At 29.7% G+C, this 19,070-nt stretch carries 18 protein-coding genes and 1 pseudogene (1 of these 19 only partly in view); 14 read left to right on the top strand and 5 right to left on the bottom strand.

Going from position 1 to position 19,070, the window contains the following annotated elements; genetic code table 11:
* From IPK18_08385 to IPK18_08355, 7 genes are all read left to right on the top strand, one after another.
* Positions 1-91, top strand: partial view of an SPFH domain-containing protein gene (locus tag IPK18_08385; protein QQR96930.1) — the 3' end only. 989 nt of this gene lie to the left of the window's left edge; 91 of the gene's 1,080 nt are visible here — the last part of the coding sequence; its start codon lies off the left edge, out of view; it ends in the stop codon at positions 89-91.
* A 76-nt stretch (positions 92-167) separates the two neighbouring features.
* Entirely contained in the window at positions 168-1,403 is a 1,236-nt protein-coding gene (locus IPK18_08380; GenBank protein ID QQR96929.1) for a hypothetical protein, read from the top strand.
* Positions 1,404-1,849: 446 nt separating this feature from the next.
* The gene (locus IPK18_08375) at positions 1,850-3,106 is read left to right on the top strand and encodes a sigma-54-dependent Fis family transcriptional regulator (GenBank protein QQR99317.1); all 1,257 of its coding nucleotides are present in this window, start codon (positions 1,850-1,852) and stop codon (positions 3,104-3,106) included.
* Complete coding sequence (locus IPK18_08370; GenBank protein ID QQR96928.1) at positions 3,090-3,650, top strand: hypothetical protein; 561 nt, start codon at positions 3,090-3,092, stop codon at positions 3,648-3,650. The genes IPK18_08375 and IPK18_08370 overlap by 17 nt, the downstream gene beginning before the upstream one ends.
* On the top strand, positions 3,647-5,257 hold the full coding sequence (locus tag IPK18_08365) for a hypothetical protein (protein ID QQR96927.1): 1,611 nt from the start codon (positions 3,647-3,649) through the stop codon (positions 5,255-5,257). Before IPK18_08370 ends, IPK18_08365 begins: the two co-directional genes overlap by 4 nt.
* Position 5,258: 1 nt before the next feature.
* Positions 5,259-5,615 (top strand): preprotein translocase subunit SecG, encoded by a 357-nt coding sequence (gene secG, locus IPK18_08360; protein QQR96926.1) that lies wholly within the window; start codon positions 5,259-5,261, stop codon positions 5,613-5,615.
* An 82-nt stretch (positions 5,616-5,697) separates the two neighbouring features.
* On the top strand, positions 5,698-6,150 hold the full coding sequence (locus IPK18_08355; GenBank protein QQR96925.1) for a MarR family transcriptional regulator: 453 nt from the start codon (positions 5,698-5,700) through the stop codon (positions 6,148-6,150).
* Here IPK18_08355 and IPK18_08350 read toward each other — a convergent pair.
* The 3 genes from IPK18_08350 to mtgA form a co-directional block, all read right to left on the bottom strand.
* On the bottom strand, positions 6,147-7,133 hold the full coding sequence (locus IPK18_08350) for a sulfotransferase (protein ID QQR96924.1): 987 nt from the start codon (positions 7,131-7,133) through the stop codon (positions 6,147-6,149). The two genes, IPK18_08355 and IPK18_08350, sit on opposite strands and share 4 nt — an antisense overlap.
* 229 nt (positions 7,134-7,362) lie before the next feature.
* Complete coding sequence (locus tag IPK18_08345; GenBank protein QQR96923.1) at positions 7,363-7,713, bottom strand: hypothetical protein; 351 nt, start codon at positions 7,711-7,713, stop codon at positions 7,363-7,365.
* A gap of 99 nt (positions 7,714-7,812) precedes the next feature.
* Complete coding sequence (gene mtgA, locus IPK18_08340; GenBank protein QQR96922.1) at positions 7,813-8,487, bottom strand: monofunctional biosynthetic peptidoglycan transglycosylase; 675 nt, start codon at positions 8,485-8,487, stop codon at positions 7,813-7,815.
* A gap of 74 nt (positions 8,488-8,561) precedes the next feature.
* Here mtgA and IPK18_08335 point away from each other — a divergent pair, with 74 nt between their 5' ends.
* The 7 genes and pseudogenes from IPK18_08335 to IPK18_08305 all read left to right on the top strand — a co-directional run bounded on the left by IPK18_08335 (position 8,562) and on the right by IPK18_08305 (position 17,870).
* Positions 8,562-9,905, top strand: a complete 1,344-nt coding sequence (locus IPK18_08335; GenBank protein ID QQR96921.1) for a cytochrome P450 — start codon at positions 8,562-8,564, stop codon at positions 9,903-9,905.
* A 55-nt stretch (positions 9,906-9,960) separates the two neighbouring features.
* Positions 9,961-10,401: a hypothetical protein gene (locus IPK18_08330; protein ID QQR96920.1), complete on the top strand. Its 441-nt coding sequence runs from the start codon at positions 9,961-9,963 to the stop codon at positions 10,399-10,401.
* A gap of 95 nt (positions 10,402-10,496) precedes the next feature.
* Positions 10,497-11,150 (top strand): TetR/AcrR family transcriptional regulator, encoded by a 654-nt coding sequence (locus tag IPK18_08325; protein QQR96919.1) that lies wholly within the window; start codon positions 10,497-10,499, stop codon positions 11,148-11,150.
* Positions 11,147-12,466, top strand: a complete 1,320-nt coding sequence (locus IPK18_08320; protein ID QQR96918.1) for a TolC family protein — start codon at positions 11,147-11,149, stop codon at positions 12,464-12,466. Before IPK18_08325 ends, IPK18_08320 begins: the two co-directional genes overlap by 4 nt.
* Before the next feature lies 1 nt (position 12,467).
* Entirely contained in the window at positions 12,468-13,523 is a 1,056-nt protein-coding gene (locus IPK18_08315; GenBank protein QQR96917.1) for an efflux RND transporter periplasmic adaptor subunit, read from the top strand.
* Positions 13,524-13,531: 8 nt separating this feature from the next.
* Positions 13,532-16,641, top strand: a pseudogene (locus IPK18_08310) (efflux RND transporter permease subunit).
* 59 nt (positions 16,642-16,700) lie between these two features.
* A complete protein-coding gene (locus IPK18_08305) occupies positions 16,701-17,870 on the top strand; it encodes a DUF1343 domain-containing protein (GenBank protein QQR96916.1) in 1,170 nt (389 codons plus the stop codon).
* Positions 17,871-17,914: 44 nt separating this feature from the next.
* Here the strand turns inward: IPK18_08305 and IPK18_08300 are convergent, their stop codons facing one another.
* Positions 17,915-18,487 (bottom strand): T9SS type A sorting domain-containing protein, encoded by a 573-nt coding sequence (locus tag IPK18_08300; GenBank protein QQR96915.1) that lies wholly within the window; start codon positions 18,485-18,487, stop codon positions 17,915-17,917.
* A 10-nt stretch (positions 18,488-18,497) separates the two neighbouring features.
* A complete protein-coding gene (locus IPK18_08295; GenBank protein ID QQR96914.1) occupies positions 18,498-18,980 on the bottom strand; it encodes a hypothetical protein in 483 nt (160 codons plus the stop codon).
* Positions 18,981-19,070 lie beyond the last annotated feature (90 nt).

Here is a 19,070-nt window from a genome sequence, read left to right as displayed (position 1 = left end):
AATGGCAGCTTGGGCAACAGCATCTACAGTAACAGAATTGTCTGCAATTCTTAATTCTGTTCCACCTCCAATTGCTCCACCACAATTATAATTTCTTAAAATAAACCATATCCATGCTGAAGATTAGTATATAATCTTCAGCATGGTATTACTTAAAATGAAAAACAATGAGTGATTTTTATGTAGATGATAATATTAAAGATATTAGTCATGAATTAAATTGCAAAGATTGTGGTGCTTTATTGCATTTTGCACCAGGTGCTCAAAAATTAGTTTGTAAATATTGTGGTGCTCAGAATGAAATTACTATTAAAGACAATACTTCTTTTAAAGTTGAAGAAATTGATTTTGAGCAATTTATTGCCAACCAAATTAATACTGAAGAGAAACAAACTATCTCAACTGTAAAATGCAATAATTGTGGCGCAAATACTACATTAAAACCAAATATCATATCTGACAATTGTGTTTTTTGCGCATCTCCATTGGTTATTAAAGATGGTACAACATCAACTATTATAAAACCAAAATACATATTACCATTTAAAATTGAACAAAATAAGGCTAACGAAGCTTTTGATAAATGGCTGAAATCGCTATGGTTTGCACCTAATGATATTGTAAAACGAAGCGCTATTTCTGAAAAAATAAATGGTTTATATATGCCATATTGGACTTATGATGCAAAATCATCCTGTACATACCAAGGTGAACGTGGCGATGATTATGAGACAAGAGATTCTAAAGGAAATACAACTACAAAAACAAGATGGACAGACGTTTCTGGTCGTGTCTCTAATATATTTGATGATATATGTGTATTAGCAAGTCATTCATTGCCACAAGAAAACACACGTAGACTTGAGCCTTGGGATAGTAACAACCTACAAGCTTTTAATGAAGCATATTTGAGTGGATTTCAAACTGAATGTTATCAAATTGATGTAAAAGATGGCTTACCTATCGCTAAACAAATTATGGAAGCAGAAATAAGAGCAACAATTCGCGAGGATATTGGTGGAGACAGACAGCGAATTACAGAGATGAATCCAGTTTATCGAGATATAACTTTTAAGCATGCCTTATTTCCAATTTGGATAAGCGCCTATAGATATAATGACACTGCTTACAGATTTATTGTAAATGGAAGAAATGGGAAAGTTGATGGACAACGACCAATTAGTAAGATAAAAGTTGCAATATTTTTAATATCATTAATTGGTAGTGGTATAGGAATAACATCATTAATTGGTGGCGATAGCTATTTTGCTGTTGGAATTTTCGAATTAATAATAATTTCAGCTTTTATTGGATGGTGGAAAAAAGATTTTAGAATAAATTCTGAATTATTTACTGCTTTGAATGATATTAAGGCAATGAAAGAAAAAAACAAAACCTTATAGATAGTCTTATTTATATCATTGTAATAATTAAATATGTGTAGTGTAATTTACCTTCTTTGGCTTGGTACAAATATTGTATTTACTTATTTTCATGATGTTATTTTCTGATGCCATTGCAGTCAGCTGAGTGCTGATGCTTGAACGTTTTTTATTTTTTGAGGAAATCGTTTGATTTTCATTCTTCTTGGTGGTATTTTTTTGGATGATAAACTTGTGATACACTGTTTGAAACGAGTAAATATATATGGATTTTTCCATTAAAATTTGTACATTGTATTTTACCATCTACACAAAAAGGAATGAATTTGATAGTAAAATATAAGAATTGACTACAAAATCTATATTTTACTTGGGTATTTTTTTAGAAATAATTGGCGTTTAGTTTTAAAATCAAAGCAATAAAATTCGTTTTGCACTATATATTTATTTATTTTTGTATCTAAATAATTATTTTGGCAGATTTACAAAGTATAAAACTAAGATTTGGAATTATTGGCAACTCAGTATCCTTAAATACTGCATTAGATATTGCTATACGCGTAGCTCCTACTAATTTGTCTGTTTTAATAACTGGAGAAAGTGGTGTTGGCAAGGAAGTATTTTCACAAATCATTCATCAGTTATCTTCTAGAAAACATGAACATTTTATTGCTGTAAATTGTGGTGCAATACCAGAAGGCACAATAGATTCTGAGCTATTTGGACATGAGAAAGGTGCATTTACAGGCGCGCATGATAAAAGAAAAGGATATTTTGAAACTGTAAATGGTGGTACTATCTTTTTAGATGAAATTGGTGAAATGCCTATAGGCACACAAGCAAGATTATTAAGACTATTAGAAAGTGGAGAATTTATAAAAGTAGGTTCTTCTGTGGTACAAAAAACTGATGTAAGAGTAATAGCAGCCACAAATGTAGATTTGCCAAAATTGGTAAGAGCTGGAAAATTTAGAGAAGATTTGTATTATAGGCTGAATACTGTTCCGATTCTTGTGCCTGCATTGAGAGAAAGAAAGGATGATATTCCTATTTTATTTAGAAAATTTGCATCAGATATTGCTGAAAAATATAGAATGCCTGCCATACATCTTGATGAAGAAGCAATACAGACATTGGTGAATTATAGATTTCCGGGCAATGTACGCGAATTGAAAAATATTGCAGAACAAATATCTATTTTATCTAAAAGTAGAAATGTAAATAGGGAAGAAATTATTCATTTTTTACCTAATAATGAATTAAATACGCTTCCTGTAATTTCTAAACAACAAGATGGCACTTCATTGTCAGACAGAGAGATTTTGTACAAAATGATTTTTGATATCAAAAATGACTTGAATGAATTGAAAAGATTTGTATGGAATGCTACTAATGGGCAAGCCCAACAATCTAATATTGATTTTAGTGATGTGATGCTGGATAATAATGAAAAAATATTGATGGACAAATCAGCATCTTATTCTGAACCAAATATAGATAACAAGGCAAACAATCCTACATCTACCATCATCATAAAGCAACCTGAGCAATATGAAGTAGGTGAGCATATTGACCAAAATTATTCCTTAGCAGAAATGGAGAAAAATATGATTGTTAGAGCTTTAGAAAAACACAAAAACAAAAGAAAAGATCTTGCATTGGATTTGGGTATTTCTGAAAGAACATTATACAGAAAAATTAAAGAATATGAATTGGAGAAATAAAATTATTGCCAAATATCCAATTCTCAGCATTAGATGCTCATACAATATAATCTATATTATACTATTTACTATTCTAAGTATCTTTGTTTCATCATGTAAAATATATCGTTTTTCGGATGCAAGTGTAGACCCAAATTTAAAAACATTTACCATTAATCCGACAAGTAATGTGGCAACATTTCAGAATGCAAATGCTGCACCCTTGTTTACAGATAAATTGAAAGAAAAATTTATTAGAGAAACAAGAATGGCACTGATAAGACAAGATGGCGACATAGAATATACTTGTACTATTATTGAATACAATATTGAGCCAATAGCTATTACCAATACTCAAACATTGGCACAAAACAGACTAAATATTAGTGTAAAAGTAGAATGTGTAAACAAACAAGATGATAAGAAATCTTATACACAAAACTTTAGAGATGGCGAAAACTATTCTGCTCAAGATAATTTTAGCATCATAGAAAGTAACTTAATAAATACTATATACGACAGAATAGTGCAACAAATATTTAATAAATCATTCTCAAACTGGTGATGCAATTTCAATTGTCAAATATTATCCAAAATCCAAAATTGCTTGCTGATGTTAGCGAGCATGAGTTAGATAAGCTGATTCAATTGCATCCGACAGTGGCGCTTTTCAGACTTGAGAAGTACAAAAAAAATAAAAATGATGCGCAACTAGCACAAACAAGTTTCTATTTAGTAAATAGACATATTTTGTATCAACTAGATTACTCAAACAAAGAAACATCAATAGAAGTAAATAGTACTGATACAGATATTAAATCATCAATAGTTGAAGCAAATAGAACTGATGCAAACAATGAGTCAGATAATATTTTAGCACAAATTGACAACATAGCTAATAAAGAAGATGAAATTACACATACGATTACAACTACTGAAGAACCATTAGTATTAATAGAATCTAAAAATACGACAATTGAAGAAAACATTGTTGTAGAAAAAAAACTATCAACAGCAATACCAACGCCTACTGAAAATAAACTGTCTATTGCTGACATTATACTTCAAGAAATTGAACAACTAAAAAAAGAAAGGCGACAGGAAAGTCAAATTATTTCCATTAGTGAATCTATTAATTCTAAAACTAAATTGGTTGATTCGATAAATGAAGAACTTATTATAGATGAAGTTGTAGCAACTGAGCCAAAACCAACAATTATATTAGAACCAGAAGTTGATTTGTACATTCCGAATGTGGATTTTGTATCCAATAATGATAATTCTGCAATTGACATCAAGAAAACAGATGACAATTCAAATATAATTCAACATATTAGTATTGACCAAGAAATCAATACATCTAATACTAATAATTTAGTAGATAATGATGATAATGATACAGGAAAAAGTGTTGCCGACCAGATTTTAGAAGAAATACAACAAATTAAACAAAGTAGAAAACAACTTTATACAATTGATAATGAGCAAGTGAACATAAACGCTGAGCATGAAATTGAATTAGTACAAAAAAATACAACAGACATAGTACCTACAACGAGTGATGTTGTTGGAAATTTAGCAGAACAGATAACTTCAGAAGAAATTAAACTTGCTATAGAAGAAAATACTGTAATAGAGAACAATAATACAATAGTAGATGATGAAGAAAGTATCCAAGAATCTGAACTAGCGCAAATAACGATAGAAGAAACGCCAAAACTAACAGCGGAAATAAATACAATAACTGAGCAATTGCCAATTCTAAATAATGATGATGTAACTTCTAAAAAAGAAGAAATGCACACATTTTTAGAGTGGTTGAATATTGTAGACCACAATTTTGAGAAAAATATTCTAAGCACGAGTCCAATTCTTGGCACAACAACATCTTACGAAAATCAATTTATTCAAGAGAATAAGAAAGAATATACCCAAAATATTTTGGAAGGCGAAACAGATACTTTGGATGAAATTGATGAGAATGTAAACAAGCTGGCTGATGAAAGTATTTCTTTTAAAAATGAATTGGCAACAGAAACTTTGGCAATAATTTTTACAAAGCAAGAGAAATATGATAAAGCCATTCAGGTGTACGAAAAATTAATATTAAAATATCCAGAAAAAAGTAGTAAATTTGCTACCCAAATTGAAAAAATAAAAAAATTAATATAAAATGTTCACATTTCTATCTATTTTAATCATATTAGTAAGTATCATTATCGTACTTATTGTAATTGTCCAAAATCCTAAGGGAAATGGAATGGCTGGCGGATTTACTGGAGCTGCATCAAATGTAATTGGTGTACAAAGAGCTGGCGATATTCTAGAAAAAGGAACTTGGGGTGGAGCAGTTGTTTTATTGCTTTTATGCATACTTACTGTTGCTACATTGCCAAAAACCAGCCAAAACAATAAAATAAAAACACAAACGGAGGAAGCAGCAAAAACAACACCTGTAACTACGCCAACAACGACACCTACTACAGCACCAACAGCACCTTCGCCACTAAATAATCCAACACAACCATAATAAACTTTTAACAAAATTATAAGAAAAAGCCACCATTTTTGGTGGCTTTTTTTTTATATCTTTATTTTACCCATAATTTCTTATGAAAATAGAAGATGAAATAAAGCAGACCAAACCTATTAGTGAGTTCACGAAAACTCAAGTCAATTTTTTATATACATCAGCATACATAGAATACAAAAGCAAAATATTTTTTAAGCAATATGATTTATCGCCACAACAATATAATGTTCTTAGGATATTAAGAGGAATACATCCAAAATGTGCTAATCTAGCTTATATTACAGAAAGGATGATAGATAAACAATCTAACGCAACAAGATTAATAGCAAAACTAGCAACCAAGAAGTTAGTTAAATACAACCAAAATAGAGATGACAGAAGACATATTGATATATGCATCAATGATAGTGGACTAGAATTGTTAAAAATCATAGATGATACAATAATTGTAGAAGTAACTAATACATTTGGTATGTTTGATACTAAAGAACTAGAATTACTAAATAGTTTTTTAGACAGAATCAGAGGTTAGGCTTCTATCTTTAATTCATCAAAAATAAAAGACAAATCTTTATATATTTTTTGTTTATCAAAACCATATTGCTCTAAAGAGTAAGTATGTTTGCTACTATATGCTCTTGATTTTTGTGTTTCAAGATTTAGTTTATTTAGAAAATCTTCACTCATATCTAATTCCAATTGCTGATATATTTTCATCACTACAGCCTTAGTATTATTCACTAAATCTAAATAAGGTATGGTTACAAAGTTTTCTTTCTTAAACTTATTTTTTTCTTCATAAAAATATTGATAGTATGCAGTACCTAAATTTCCCCATTCTCTGTATGCTTCAGAATTTTCATTAATATTTGGATATAATGATTTCCATGGTTCTGCAAACATGCTTGTAAATGATGGTATTGCTTCGTATGGATTTCTGATTAGAAAAATTATTTTTACATCTGGGAAAATATTTTTCAATATTTCCAAACGACCTGTACTCATCACAGTTTTACACAAAAAAACTTTATCTGCGCCTAATGCATACATCCACCTTTGTATTGTTGCTTTATAATATTTTTGTATACTAACTACTTCTCTTTTGCTCAGTTTATCTGGAATAAATAGTTCTTCAAAATTTTTTAGAAATGGTGTAACTAACCCAATACTTGGAGAAATACCAGAGACGAAATGTAATCCTTCGTCTTCTTCAGATTTATTAAAACTTGTTGCATGAATATCTTCCCAAGCACCAAACATTTTGCTATCTATAAAATCTACAGTCTTGCGCATTGGTCTACCTATTTTTCTATCAATGGCACCAAAGAAACCAATAATTTTAAAAAAAGTAATGGATGGAATAATTGTATGATATAATAAAATATATACAAATTTCTGATCATCCATACACATCAATCTATGTAGAAATGTAGTTCCACTTCTTGGATTGCTGATAATAAATACTGGCTGTTTGATTTCTATGTCTCTGTAATTTGGAAATAGAATCTCATCCAATATTCTGAAAATTATATTTACAATTGGCACTATTATGCCAATAATAATTGCATACAATAACCCAATAATAAAATTTTTAATACTGAAATGCTTAATGCACATCAAGTACACAAACTTGAGGTGTGTTCTTACTCTTACATAAAATATAGACGCATCAAATATAGACATGCAAACTTAAAGTAATATATGTGTCTAAGATAATAAAATATTCTTACTACCAAAATACAATTTATATCACTGTATAATTCTGCTCGCTGGTAATAAAACCTTTTTCATCAATAATTGAGATAATATAATTTCCAGCTTCTTTAATATCTAAATAAACTATAGATGTTTTTTGTCCTTTTTGTACAGGAAAATATTTATTTTCTGTACGAATATATACACCATTTGTCTGCTTACTAATAGAAATTCTATATTGTGTGTTTGAATTATAGATATAGTCATGCTGATAAAACACACAGATTTTCTTGTTGTATTCTAAGTTCCAAACTTGTATACTCTCTTTTGGAATTCCATATTTTGTGCTCTTGCACAAAACAATGTTGCCACCATGTACAATACCTAGTATTGAAAACACTATGAAAAATAAGAAGGGTTTTTTATGTTTCATTTTATTTGTATATACATTTAATTTTGAAAATTATTCAAATTCTTTGTTTTTGTCAATCCTTATTTATTAGTATAAATTGTTCATTTGCCTCAAAATCCAATTTTTCCTTCTGTTGATATAAGAACTTGGATTTTTTGGATCCCACTTTCTTGGATTAGGCAAAATTGATGCCAGAAGTGCTGACTCAGATTTTGATAATTGTATAGCATCTTTTTTATAGTAATAATGTGCTGCAGATTCTGTACCATATACACCAATTCCCATTTCAATTACATTTAGATATACTTCTAAAATGCGTTCCTTGCTCCAAAACAATTCTATTAAAATAGTAAAATAAACCTCAAGACCTTTACGAATCCAATTTCTTCCTTGCCAAAGAAATACATTTTTAGCACATTGTTGGCTAATGGTACTTCCGCCTTTTAGCTTGGTTGTAGAGTTTTTATTATGTTTTATGGCTTTTTTTATTGCCTCAATATCAAAACCATTATGCTCAAAGAATTTTTGGTCTTCTGCAGCAACTACAGCTTGTCTCATATAGTCAGAAATTTCATCTTTTGACCTCCATTGATAATGTATGCCTATAAAATCTCCATTAAATGCATATTCAATTGTTCTCAATATCATCAATGGTGTACAAGGAATAGGCACAAAACGAAAGATGATTGTTGATGCAATACTAATTGCAAAGAAATATAATATGCATTTTTTAAAAATATTAAGAAGTCTTTTTGCTAACATATTCAGTAATAAAAATATTTTAATTAGTTTTAGATTCTCAAAGATAAACAAACATCATAATTTAAAATATCTTTATGCAAACTACACCTAAAGTAAATATCTCAATATTTGATATACTTCTAAAAAAACGAGAGATAAAAATTGATTTCTTAAAAGAAAATAAAGATAAGTTTGGATACTTTTTTAAATTTCAAGTCATAGACAGAAAAATACTTGTTTGCTCGCATCCAGAAGGCATTAAGCATATACTAGTTGATAATAATAAAAACTACAACAAAAGTTTTGCCTATGATATTATAAAATTATTTTTGGGCAATGGTTTACTTACATCAGAAGGCGAATTTTGGAAAAAACAAAGACGCTTAGCACAGCCAGCTTTTCACAAACAAAAATTAGATTTAATGTTTCAGAACATGATTGAAGAAACAAAATCTACAATAAACGATTTACAAAAATATGCCAACAAAGATGAAGAAATAAATTTTAATGATGTATTATACACACTTACATTAAACATTGTAAACAGAACCTTATTCTATAATGAAGTGCAAAGCACAAAAGATAAAGTGTACGAATTAGTTTCTAAAGGCAGTGAATTTATATCAGATAGGATAGAAAATCCAATTCGATTTCCAGATTGGGTGCCTACAGCGAAAAATATTGCAGAGCAAAAGACAGTAGAAGAAATGGATGCATTATTCTATGACATCATACAAAGAAGAAGAGCTGAAGACGTAAAACAGGAAGACTTGCTTTCTATGTTTATGGATGCTGTGGATGAAGAAACTAACGAGCAAATGAATGACAAACAACTAAGAGATGAGATATTAACCATATTTGTAGCTGGGCACGAAACTACAAATATTGCTTTAGCTTGGACATTCTATTTGTTGTACAAAAACCCAGACAAGTTAAAAGTTTTACTCCAAGAAATTGACAATAACATAAAAACAGATGATGATGTAAAACCAGAGGTTCTACGAAAAATGACTTATCTAAAATTAGTTATAGATGAAAGTATGCGAATTTTTCCGCCAGCTTGGATTGTAGGCAGAAGAGCTATACATGATGATGATATTTTAGGTCATAAAATTTCTAAAGATGAGAATGTCATTATGCCAATTTACCTTGTACACCATGATGCAAATATTTGGGAAAATCCTGATGAATTTATACCAGAAAGATTTTTACCAGAAAATATAAAAGACAAACATAAGTATGCTTATTTTCCGTTTGGTGGTGGACCAAGATTATGTATAGGCAACAATTTTGCAATACAAGAAATGCAAATCGCATTAACCATGATTCTAAAAAAATATACAGTAGAAATAAGCGACAAATTCACACCTGAACTAGAACCATTAGTAACTCTACGACAAAAAAATAAACTTTTTGCAACAATTAGAAGTAGAAACTAACAAATGTAAAGTAGCAATTCCTAATTAAAAATTATTTTTAGCAAAAATTTTAAATATGATATTTGAATACTATAGTGATGTAAAATGTACAAAAGAAGCTGCTTGGAAACTAATTACTGAAATTGATCGAAGACCAGACTGGGTACCATTTATGGAAAAATGTTACTTTACAGACTTTAAAGAAGGTTGGGTAGGAAGCAAATATCAAGAGAAAGAAATATTTCTCGGCATTCCATTAAATATTAATTACGAAGTAATAGAATATCATCCATTTAAAAAATTAAGATCTAGATGCCTTATGCCACCATTCTATCCTAAAGTAGATGTGACAGTAGAGGCATTTGATGGCTATTGCAAATGTGGACTCATCATAGATGTAAAACTAGGGCCATTTGCTTTGATGCCAAAAAGTATTTTAAAATCACAAGTAGATAATCTTATCAAACCTTTGGTAAATAATTTTAATTCTCTATTGGAAAAAGAAAATATTGCTTAATATACTACACCAATTCCTTAACATTAAATTATAGGAAACTTTAAACACTTGTGTAGTTTCCAAAGTTTTTGCATGTGTATCTTTGCAGTGTTATTATGCAACTACATACCAAAGACATACAGCAAAATAAAGATACACTAATTGAACAAATCTTTTGTAAAGCAGAATATTTGTTTATCAATGTAGGTATTAGAAATACCACTATGGATGATTTGGCAAGAGAATTAGGTATCTCAAAAAAAACATTATACAAAACAATAGACAATAAAGCTGATTTGATACACAAATGCCTATTGTTTGATATTAGTAGAAAAGAAGAAGAAATTTTACAACTTCAAAAAAACTCAAATGATGCTTTGGATGAAATGCTAAAAATTGGCACTCAAATCTTTGTATCAATTGGTAGATATAAAATTTCTGTAGTACATGATTTGATGAAATTCTATCCAGAATCATGGCAGTTGATAACTAAACACAAAGAAAATTTTACAAAAAAAATAATAGAAGACAACTTAAAAAAAGGCATAGAACAAGGTATATATAGAAAAGACATCAATACTGATATGTATGCCAAGTTTTTTATTTATGGAACAGATAATTGCATAGATATGCAAATATTTCCTGAAGAAGCATACACATACTCAAATGTATTTAAAGAATTTTTTATCTATCATCTTCATGGAATTATTGCCAACACATCAGACAAAAAAATAATCAATCAAATCAATAAATTTTTAGAATTAAAATGAGAAAAACATTAGTACTTTTCGCAACACTATTTTTTGCAGTACAATATACTGAAGCACAAAGCACTTATACCATAAGTGAATGTGTGCAATATGCACTAAACAATCACAACAATATTAAGATGTCTAAGAATGATTTTCAATCTGCAATTGCAAAAAAGAATGAAGGTCGCTCTGGTTACTTGCCACAAGTAAACGGACAAATTAAATGGGATGATAATCTTATCTTACAAACTACCGTACTTCCAGCTGGAACATTTGGACCTGGAACACCAGAACAGAGAATTCAAATCGGAAATCAATACAACACTATTGCTGGTATCCAATTAGATCAAACCTTGTTTAACATGTCTTATATCGAAGGTATACGTGCATTAAAACCAAATGAAGAATTAAACAAACTAAAAATAGTTAAATCAGAAGAAGAAGTTATTTATAATACAGTTGCAGCATACTATCAAATCTATTTGTTGCAAGAAAATGAGAAGTTGCTAAATGAAAGTAAAGCAAGAATTGAAAAAACATTACCAATTGTAAAATTACAATATGAAAAAGGTGTAGCTAGAAAAATTGATGTGGATAGAATACAAGTAAACTTAAATAACATCCTAGCAAATAAAGAGATATTAAGCATCAACAAAGATGTTGCACTAAACAACCTGAAATACAATATGGGAATGCCTTTAGATTCTATGATACAGATAGACACAAATTACTCTAAAGAAATAGTTGATTTTAGCAACACTATTAATGATGCAGATGATAGAATTGAAATTAAAATATTAAAACAAAGTCTTGTTTTAAATCAAATTAATTACAATAGACAAAAAGCAAGTTATTATCCAACTGTAGGATTTTATGCAAAATATGCAGGCAATGCATTTGGAAATAAATTCTCTGAATCATTTACAAAATGGACACAATTAGCATCTATCGGATTGCAAGTAAATATCCCAATTTTTGATGGATTGAGAAACTCAAGTACATTAAAACAAATGTCACTTAAAAATGAAAATATAAAATTAGATATTGCGCAAACTCAAGAAGCATTTAAACTACAAATGTTAAATGCAAATACAAACATCTCAAATTCTATAAAAAACCTAGACATCAACAAACAAAACCTAGAACTAGCAAAAAATATATTAGACGTTACAACAACACAATATCAAAAAGGTGTCATTGCATATTCTGAAGTAATCTCAGCAGAATTTTCATACAGAGAAGCAGAATCAAACTATATGCAATCATTAGTAAAATACTTAAGCTCAAAACTAGACTTAGACAAATCAAATAACAATTTAAATATATATAAATAACATGAAGAATAACATTATCATTGGAATTATTGTACTTGCCATATTAGGACTAGCAGGATACAAACTAGTACAAAACAAAAAGGTAATTAATAAAAACGAACAGCCAATTGACAGAAGCAATGTTCCAATATCAGTTACTGCATTTGAGGCAAATTATTTTCCAGTTAGCACAGATTATGCATTGCCAGGCATACTTGAACAAAATAAAGTAGCAAATATCAATGCAGTAAGTCCAGGTAAAATTGTTTCTTTAAATTTAGAAATAGGGCAACATGTATCAAAAGGACAGTTGGTAGGCAAAGTAGATACTAGATTAAAAGAAATAGCATTAAAATCTACTGATGTCACCATCAAAAAATTAGAAACAGATGCACAAAGAACTGAAGATTTGATTAAAGGTGATGCTGCACCAGCTACTAGTATTTTGGATATAAACTACAATCTAGAAAGTCAAAAAATACAGAAAGAAAATATCAAACAACAAATTGCAGACAACAATATATACGCACCAATCAGTGGAATCATAACACAAAAAAATCTTAACGAAGGTGAGTTTGTAAATCCAGGTACTGCAATCGCAACTATTATGGATATTGCAACATTAAAAGCAGTAGTATTTGTTAGTGAAAACAATGTATATGATTTAAAAGTTGGACAAAGTGCACAAGTTACATCTTCAATTTATCCTGATAAAAAAGTTATTGGAGTAATAAAATACATAAGTCCAAAAGGTGATGAAAATCACAATTATAGAGTAGAAGTACACATTCCAAATTCTGGCTACAAAGCAGGCACATATATTTCAGTAAAATTTGCATTCAAAAAACCAGCTGATGCTATGCAAATACCTAAAATTGCATTAGTAGAAGGTACAAAAAATCCATATGTATTCGTAGCAAATGGCAATAATGTAATTACTAAGAAAATTGACATTGGAGAAGAAGTTGGAGAAAATATTGTTGTAAGAAGTGGATTAAATGTTGGCGACAAAGTAATCACTTCTGGACAAATAAATATTGACAACAAAAGTAAGATTCAAATTGTAAATGCTAAATAAAAAATAACATGTCTATTACCGAACTAGCCATTAAAAGACCATTACTCATCTCAGTATTATTCTTAGTATTAATACTTGCAGGGTTTATGGGCTACAATCAACTCAACTATAATTTACTACCAAAGTTTGAAGCTCCAATACTCTCTGTACAAACTGTATATCGAGGTGCCTCAGCAGATGAAGTACAAAGCAGTGTTACAAAAAAAATAGAAGATGCAGCATCAACAGTTGAAGGACTAGATATTGTATCATCTACATCACAAGAAAACGTATCCATTGTTGTACTTCAACTAAAACAAAAAGTAGATGTTACTTTGGCACAACAAGAAGTTGAAAGAAAAATCAACAATATAAAAATGATTTACCAGATGGTGCAGACAATCCAACTATATCAAAATTTAGTTCTAGTGATTTGCCTGTACTCAGACTAACCATGTTTGCAGAAAATATGAGTGATGCTGCATTATATAATTTTGTAGACCAAACAATAAAACCAATTTTATTAAATACAGAAGGCGTTGGACAAATTTCATTAATTGGTGGAAGCAAAAGAGAGATTTCTGTAAAACTTGATAATGAAAAACTAAACGCTTACAATATGTCAGCAAAGACAAGTATATCAGGTTATCTCAAGTAGCAACTTATCCTTTCCTGCTGGTAGTATTGAAAACAATGACAACAGATATAACATCAGATTGGATGCAAAACTTACAAATGTTGCAGAGCTTAGAAACTTAATAATTAGAGAAAACAAAATGGGTAGCAAGATTTTGCTAAGCGATATTGCAACAGTTTCAGATGGCACTATAGAACCAACAACAATCAACAGAATTAATGGAAAAGTTGGATTAGGTGTAGAAATTAACAAACAAACTGATGCCAATGCTGTAGAAGTTAGTAAATTAGTAAAAGAGAAGCTAGACACACTTGTAAGCCAATACACAGATTTAGAATTAAATTATGAGATTGCTGTAGACCAATCAAAATATACATTAGAAGCAGCTACATCTGTTCAACACGATTTAATGTTAGCAATTGTAATTGTTGCAATTGTAATGCTATTCTTCTTACATAGTTTTAGAAGTTCATTCTTCGTATTAGTAGCATTACCATCAGCCATGATACCAACATTCATGATGATGTATCTAATGGGCTTTTCACTCAACCTAATGACACTCTTAGCACTATCATTAGTTGTAGGTATATTAGTAGATGATAGTATCGTAATCTTAGAGAACGTATACAGACATATGGAAATGGGTAAAGACAAATTAAAAGCATCTATCGAAGGTAGAGCAGAAATTGGCTTTACAGCATTAGCAATTACATTAGTAGACGTTGTGGTATTCGTGCCATTAGCAATGGCAGGTGGATTAATTGGTAACATTCTAAGAGAATTCTCCTTAGTAGTTGTATTTTCTACATTAATGAGTTTATTGGTATCATTTACACTTACACCATTATTAACTTCACGTTGGGGAAAATTGGAGCATTTAGATGAAAATACATTATGGGGAAATATCAATCTAAAACTAGATAAATTTATTGATGGAATTATTTCAAAATATACAAGTGCACTAAGCTGGGCATTATCACACAAAAGATATGTAGTTATTGGAGTAATATTATTATTTGCAGGCGTATTCAGCTTAGCAGGCTTAGGATTTATTGGTAGTTCATTTGCAGGAAATGGAGATAGAGGTGAGTTTAACCTTATTGTAGAATTAGAACCACAAGCAACCTTATATCAAACCAATAAGATTGCAAAAAAAATGGAAGATATAATATTATCCTATCCAGAAACTGACAAAGTATTTACAAAAGTAGGTGCAGTAGGAACAATGATGGGAGAAAACGTATCTACACCAAACCAAGCAGACATCACAGCATCGTTGGTAGACAAAAAAGAAAGAACCATGTCTACTGAAGAATTTTGTACTATGCTAAGAAATAGATTTGATAGTATTCCTGGTGTAAAATTCTCAATGAAACCGACACAAATCACAGGTAACAACCAATCTCAAATACAAATTGTAGTAATGAATACAGACAAAGATGAGTTATGGAAAGCTGCAAAAATCATACATGATATTTTAAAGAAAACACCAGGTACCGATTATGTAGAATACAGCTCTAAAGCATCTAAAAAAGAAGTTCAAATCACATTAAACAGAGATAAAATTGCAAAATTAGGATTAAGCATTCCAATGGTAGGAAATGCAGTTCAACTTGCATTTAGAGGAAGCGACCAATCTAAATTTAAAGAAGATGGAGAAGAATATGACATCAATGTAATGTACGATAAGTCTGACAAAAAAGACATTTATAGTATTATCAATACAACAATACAAACACCAAATGGTGCTATCATCAAATTAGGAGATGTAGCGGATGTAAAAGAAGCAGACACACAAGAAAAATTAGAAAGATATAATAGGCTAAATTCATTACAAGTACTAGCATCTACAGTAGGTAGACCAACAGGTTCTGTAATGGTAGATGTGAAAAAGAAATTGAAAAAGCTAATTTCCCAGCAGGAACAAAAATTGATTACTTAGGTGAAGAGAAAAACCAAGCAGACTCATTTGGTAGCTTAGGAATTGCAATGGGAATTGGAATTTTATTAGTGTACTTAGTAATGGTAGCATTATATGAAAGTACATTATATCCATTTGTGGTATTATTCTCAATACCAGTTGCGTTAATTGGTGCAATATTAGCATTAGCACTTACTATGGAAAGTTTAAGTATTTTTGGTATCATTGGTTTTATCATGTTAATGGGTTTAGTTGCCAAAAATGGTATTCTATTAGTAGACTTTACCAACCATCTAAAGAGTACAGGACTTTCTCTAAAAGAATCATTAGTAGAAGCAGGAAGAGAAAGATTAAGACCTATCTTAATGACCACATTAGCGATGGTATTTGGTATGCTACCAATTGCATTATCAAATGGGCCAGGTTCTGAGTTTAAAAAGTCTATGGCATGGGTAATCATTGGTGGTCTATCAAGTTCATTAATGCTTACACTGTTTGTAGTGCCAACTATGTACTACATCATTGAAACACTAAAAGATAAGTTTCAGAATAGAAAAAGCAAGAAACAAGTTGTTGCATAGATAATGTAGCACAATTTTTGTAGATTTATCTCATTGTAGCATCAAACAAAAGAAATACAATGAGATATTTACAAATATTTTTCCTTATAACAATCATACAACTCAATAGCTTTGCACAAAATATAGAAGTAGGTGCAGCACAACTCAACCAATATTTACCATTACTTCAAAATAAAAATATAGGCTTAGTAGTTAATCAGACATCTACCATTGGGCAAACACATTTATTAGATACTTTATTAAAATTAAATATTAAAGTAAAAAAAGTATTTGCACCAGAACACGGATTCAGAGGCGTAGCTGATGCTGGCGAGCATGTAAAAAATGGAATCGACCCAAGTACAAACACACCAATTATTTCATTATATGGAAATAATAAAAAACCTAAAGCAGAACAAATAAAAGACTTAGACATTCTAATCTTTGATATTCAAGATATAGGTGTACGATTTTACACATACATTTCTACATTGCAATATGTAATGGAAGCTTGTGCAGAAAACAAGAAGAAACTAATTATTTTAGACAGACCAAATCCTAATGGACATTATGTAGATGGTCCAATTTTAGACACACAATACAGAAGTTTTGTAGGCATGCAGCAAATTCCTATTGTACATGGAATGACAGTAGGTGAATATGCAAAAATGCTCAATGGCGAAAAATGGTTGAGTAATAAATTACAATGCAACATTACCATTATTCCATGTAGAAACTACGACCACAAAACATTTTATCAATTACCAATCAAGCCATCTCCAAATCTTCCAAATATGCAAAGCATCTATTTGTATCCAAGTCTTTGCTTATTCGAAGGCACAGACCATGTAAGCTTAGGAAGAGGCACAACACTACCATTCCAAATTTATGGCAGTCCAAGTTTCCCAAAAACACTCAACTACCAATTTACACCACAGTCTTTGCCTGGTGCAAAAACGCCACCACAACTCAATCAACAATGCTTTGGATACAATCTTTCAGAAATTAGCTTAACTGAACTGCAAAAAAATAAGTTCACATTAAAATATTTCATCAATGCGTATCAATTAACAAACAACAAAACAACATTTTTCAATACATTTTTTGTAAAACTATATGGAAAAGGAAATCTTTCTACACAATTAAAAAATAAGATGACCGAAGCTGAAATAAGAAAAACTTGGCAACAAGGTCTTCAAAAATTCAAAACCATCAGAAAAAAATATTTACTCTACAAAGATTTTGAATGATATTTTTTTGCTAATGTTACAACTCTATTTACTTCTTGTATATATTATATTTTCATAATTTTATAGCTTTTATTTTCTTTTGAGTTTGGTAGTTTTACTAACAGAATATAAGTACCTATGCTTAGTTCTTCAATATTTATATGTAGTTCTGAACCAGACATATTTGTTTCTATTATCTTGTTACCATTTAAATCAAATAACAAAATATATGCATTATCTGAATAATTACTTAAACTTACTATAAAATTTCCTTTCGTTGGGTTGGGATAAACAGATTTAATATTGTTACTCTCATCATTATTTTGATTTGCAATTTGCTCTTTATTTAACATATAGTTTAATGTTGTATCAGATATATCTGCTTCAAAAATTGAGTCAGCTAACAATCTTGTATTGGGAGATATAGTACCACAGTTTGGAACTGTACATACTCTAATATAACTTCTTTGTATCCTATTCCCATTTTCATCATAACTAAAATAAAAATCAGAATAACAAATACAGTTTGTACTTGATATTTGATTTATCTGAGTAGGTTGTATTTGTTGTTGTTGTTGTGCTTTTGCTTCTTTTACGCTAAATACGAATAAAATAAGCGATAATATAAAAGATTTCATATCTAAGAGTTTATTCTTTAATTAATTTTAAAACTTGTATGGCTATTATAAAATATACTGCATATGATAAGATAATGGCTGCTATTACTTTAGCGTATTTATTATTTTGCTCGTTTGACAAGGTTTTATAATTATACAACGATGTAGCGACACCTATACTACCACCTAATGCTCCGCCAAAGAATAAGAGCACATACGGTAGAGTAATTAATAAATAATCATACCATTTTAGTTTTTTTGCAGATGATGGTATTTCCATTTCATCTTCATTAATATATACTTTAAATCCTATTGCAAGAAAATGTGGTTTTATTGTAATGGTAGATTCATTGTATAATCTATCTGCATAGATAAATGTTTTAGCTTGATTTTTAGCTTGTTCCAATAGTTTGTCATTTGCAAATAATTTTATTTTCCCTGTAAATATATTTTGCTCTATCCTAAAAGTTACATTAGGAATTTTTTCAGATGTAAATGTTTGTCTTATTATCATTTTATTTGTATTTTTTTCATTAAAAACATACCTTGTTATTTACAATTTTTATTTTTACAGATTCTATATTCTCTTCTTTTTTGCAAGAAA

The organism is Sphingobacteriales bacterium, assembly GCA_016699615.1.
Classification (GTDB): domain Bacteria; phylum Bacteroidota; class Bacteroidia; order Chitinophagales; family JADIYW01; genus JADJSS01.
This window is presented reverse-complemented; position numbering and strand designations above follow the sequence as displayed.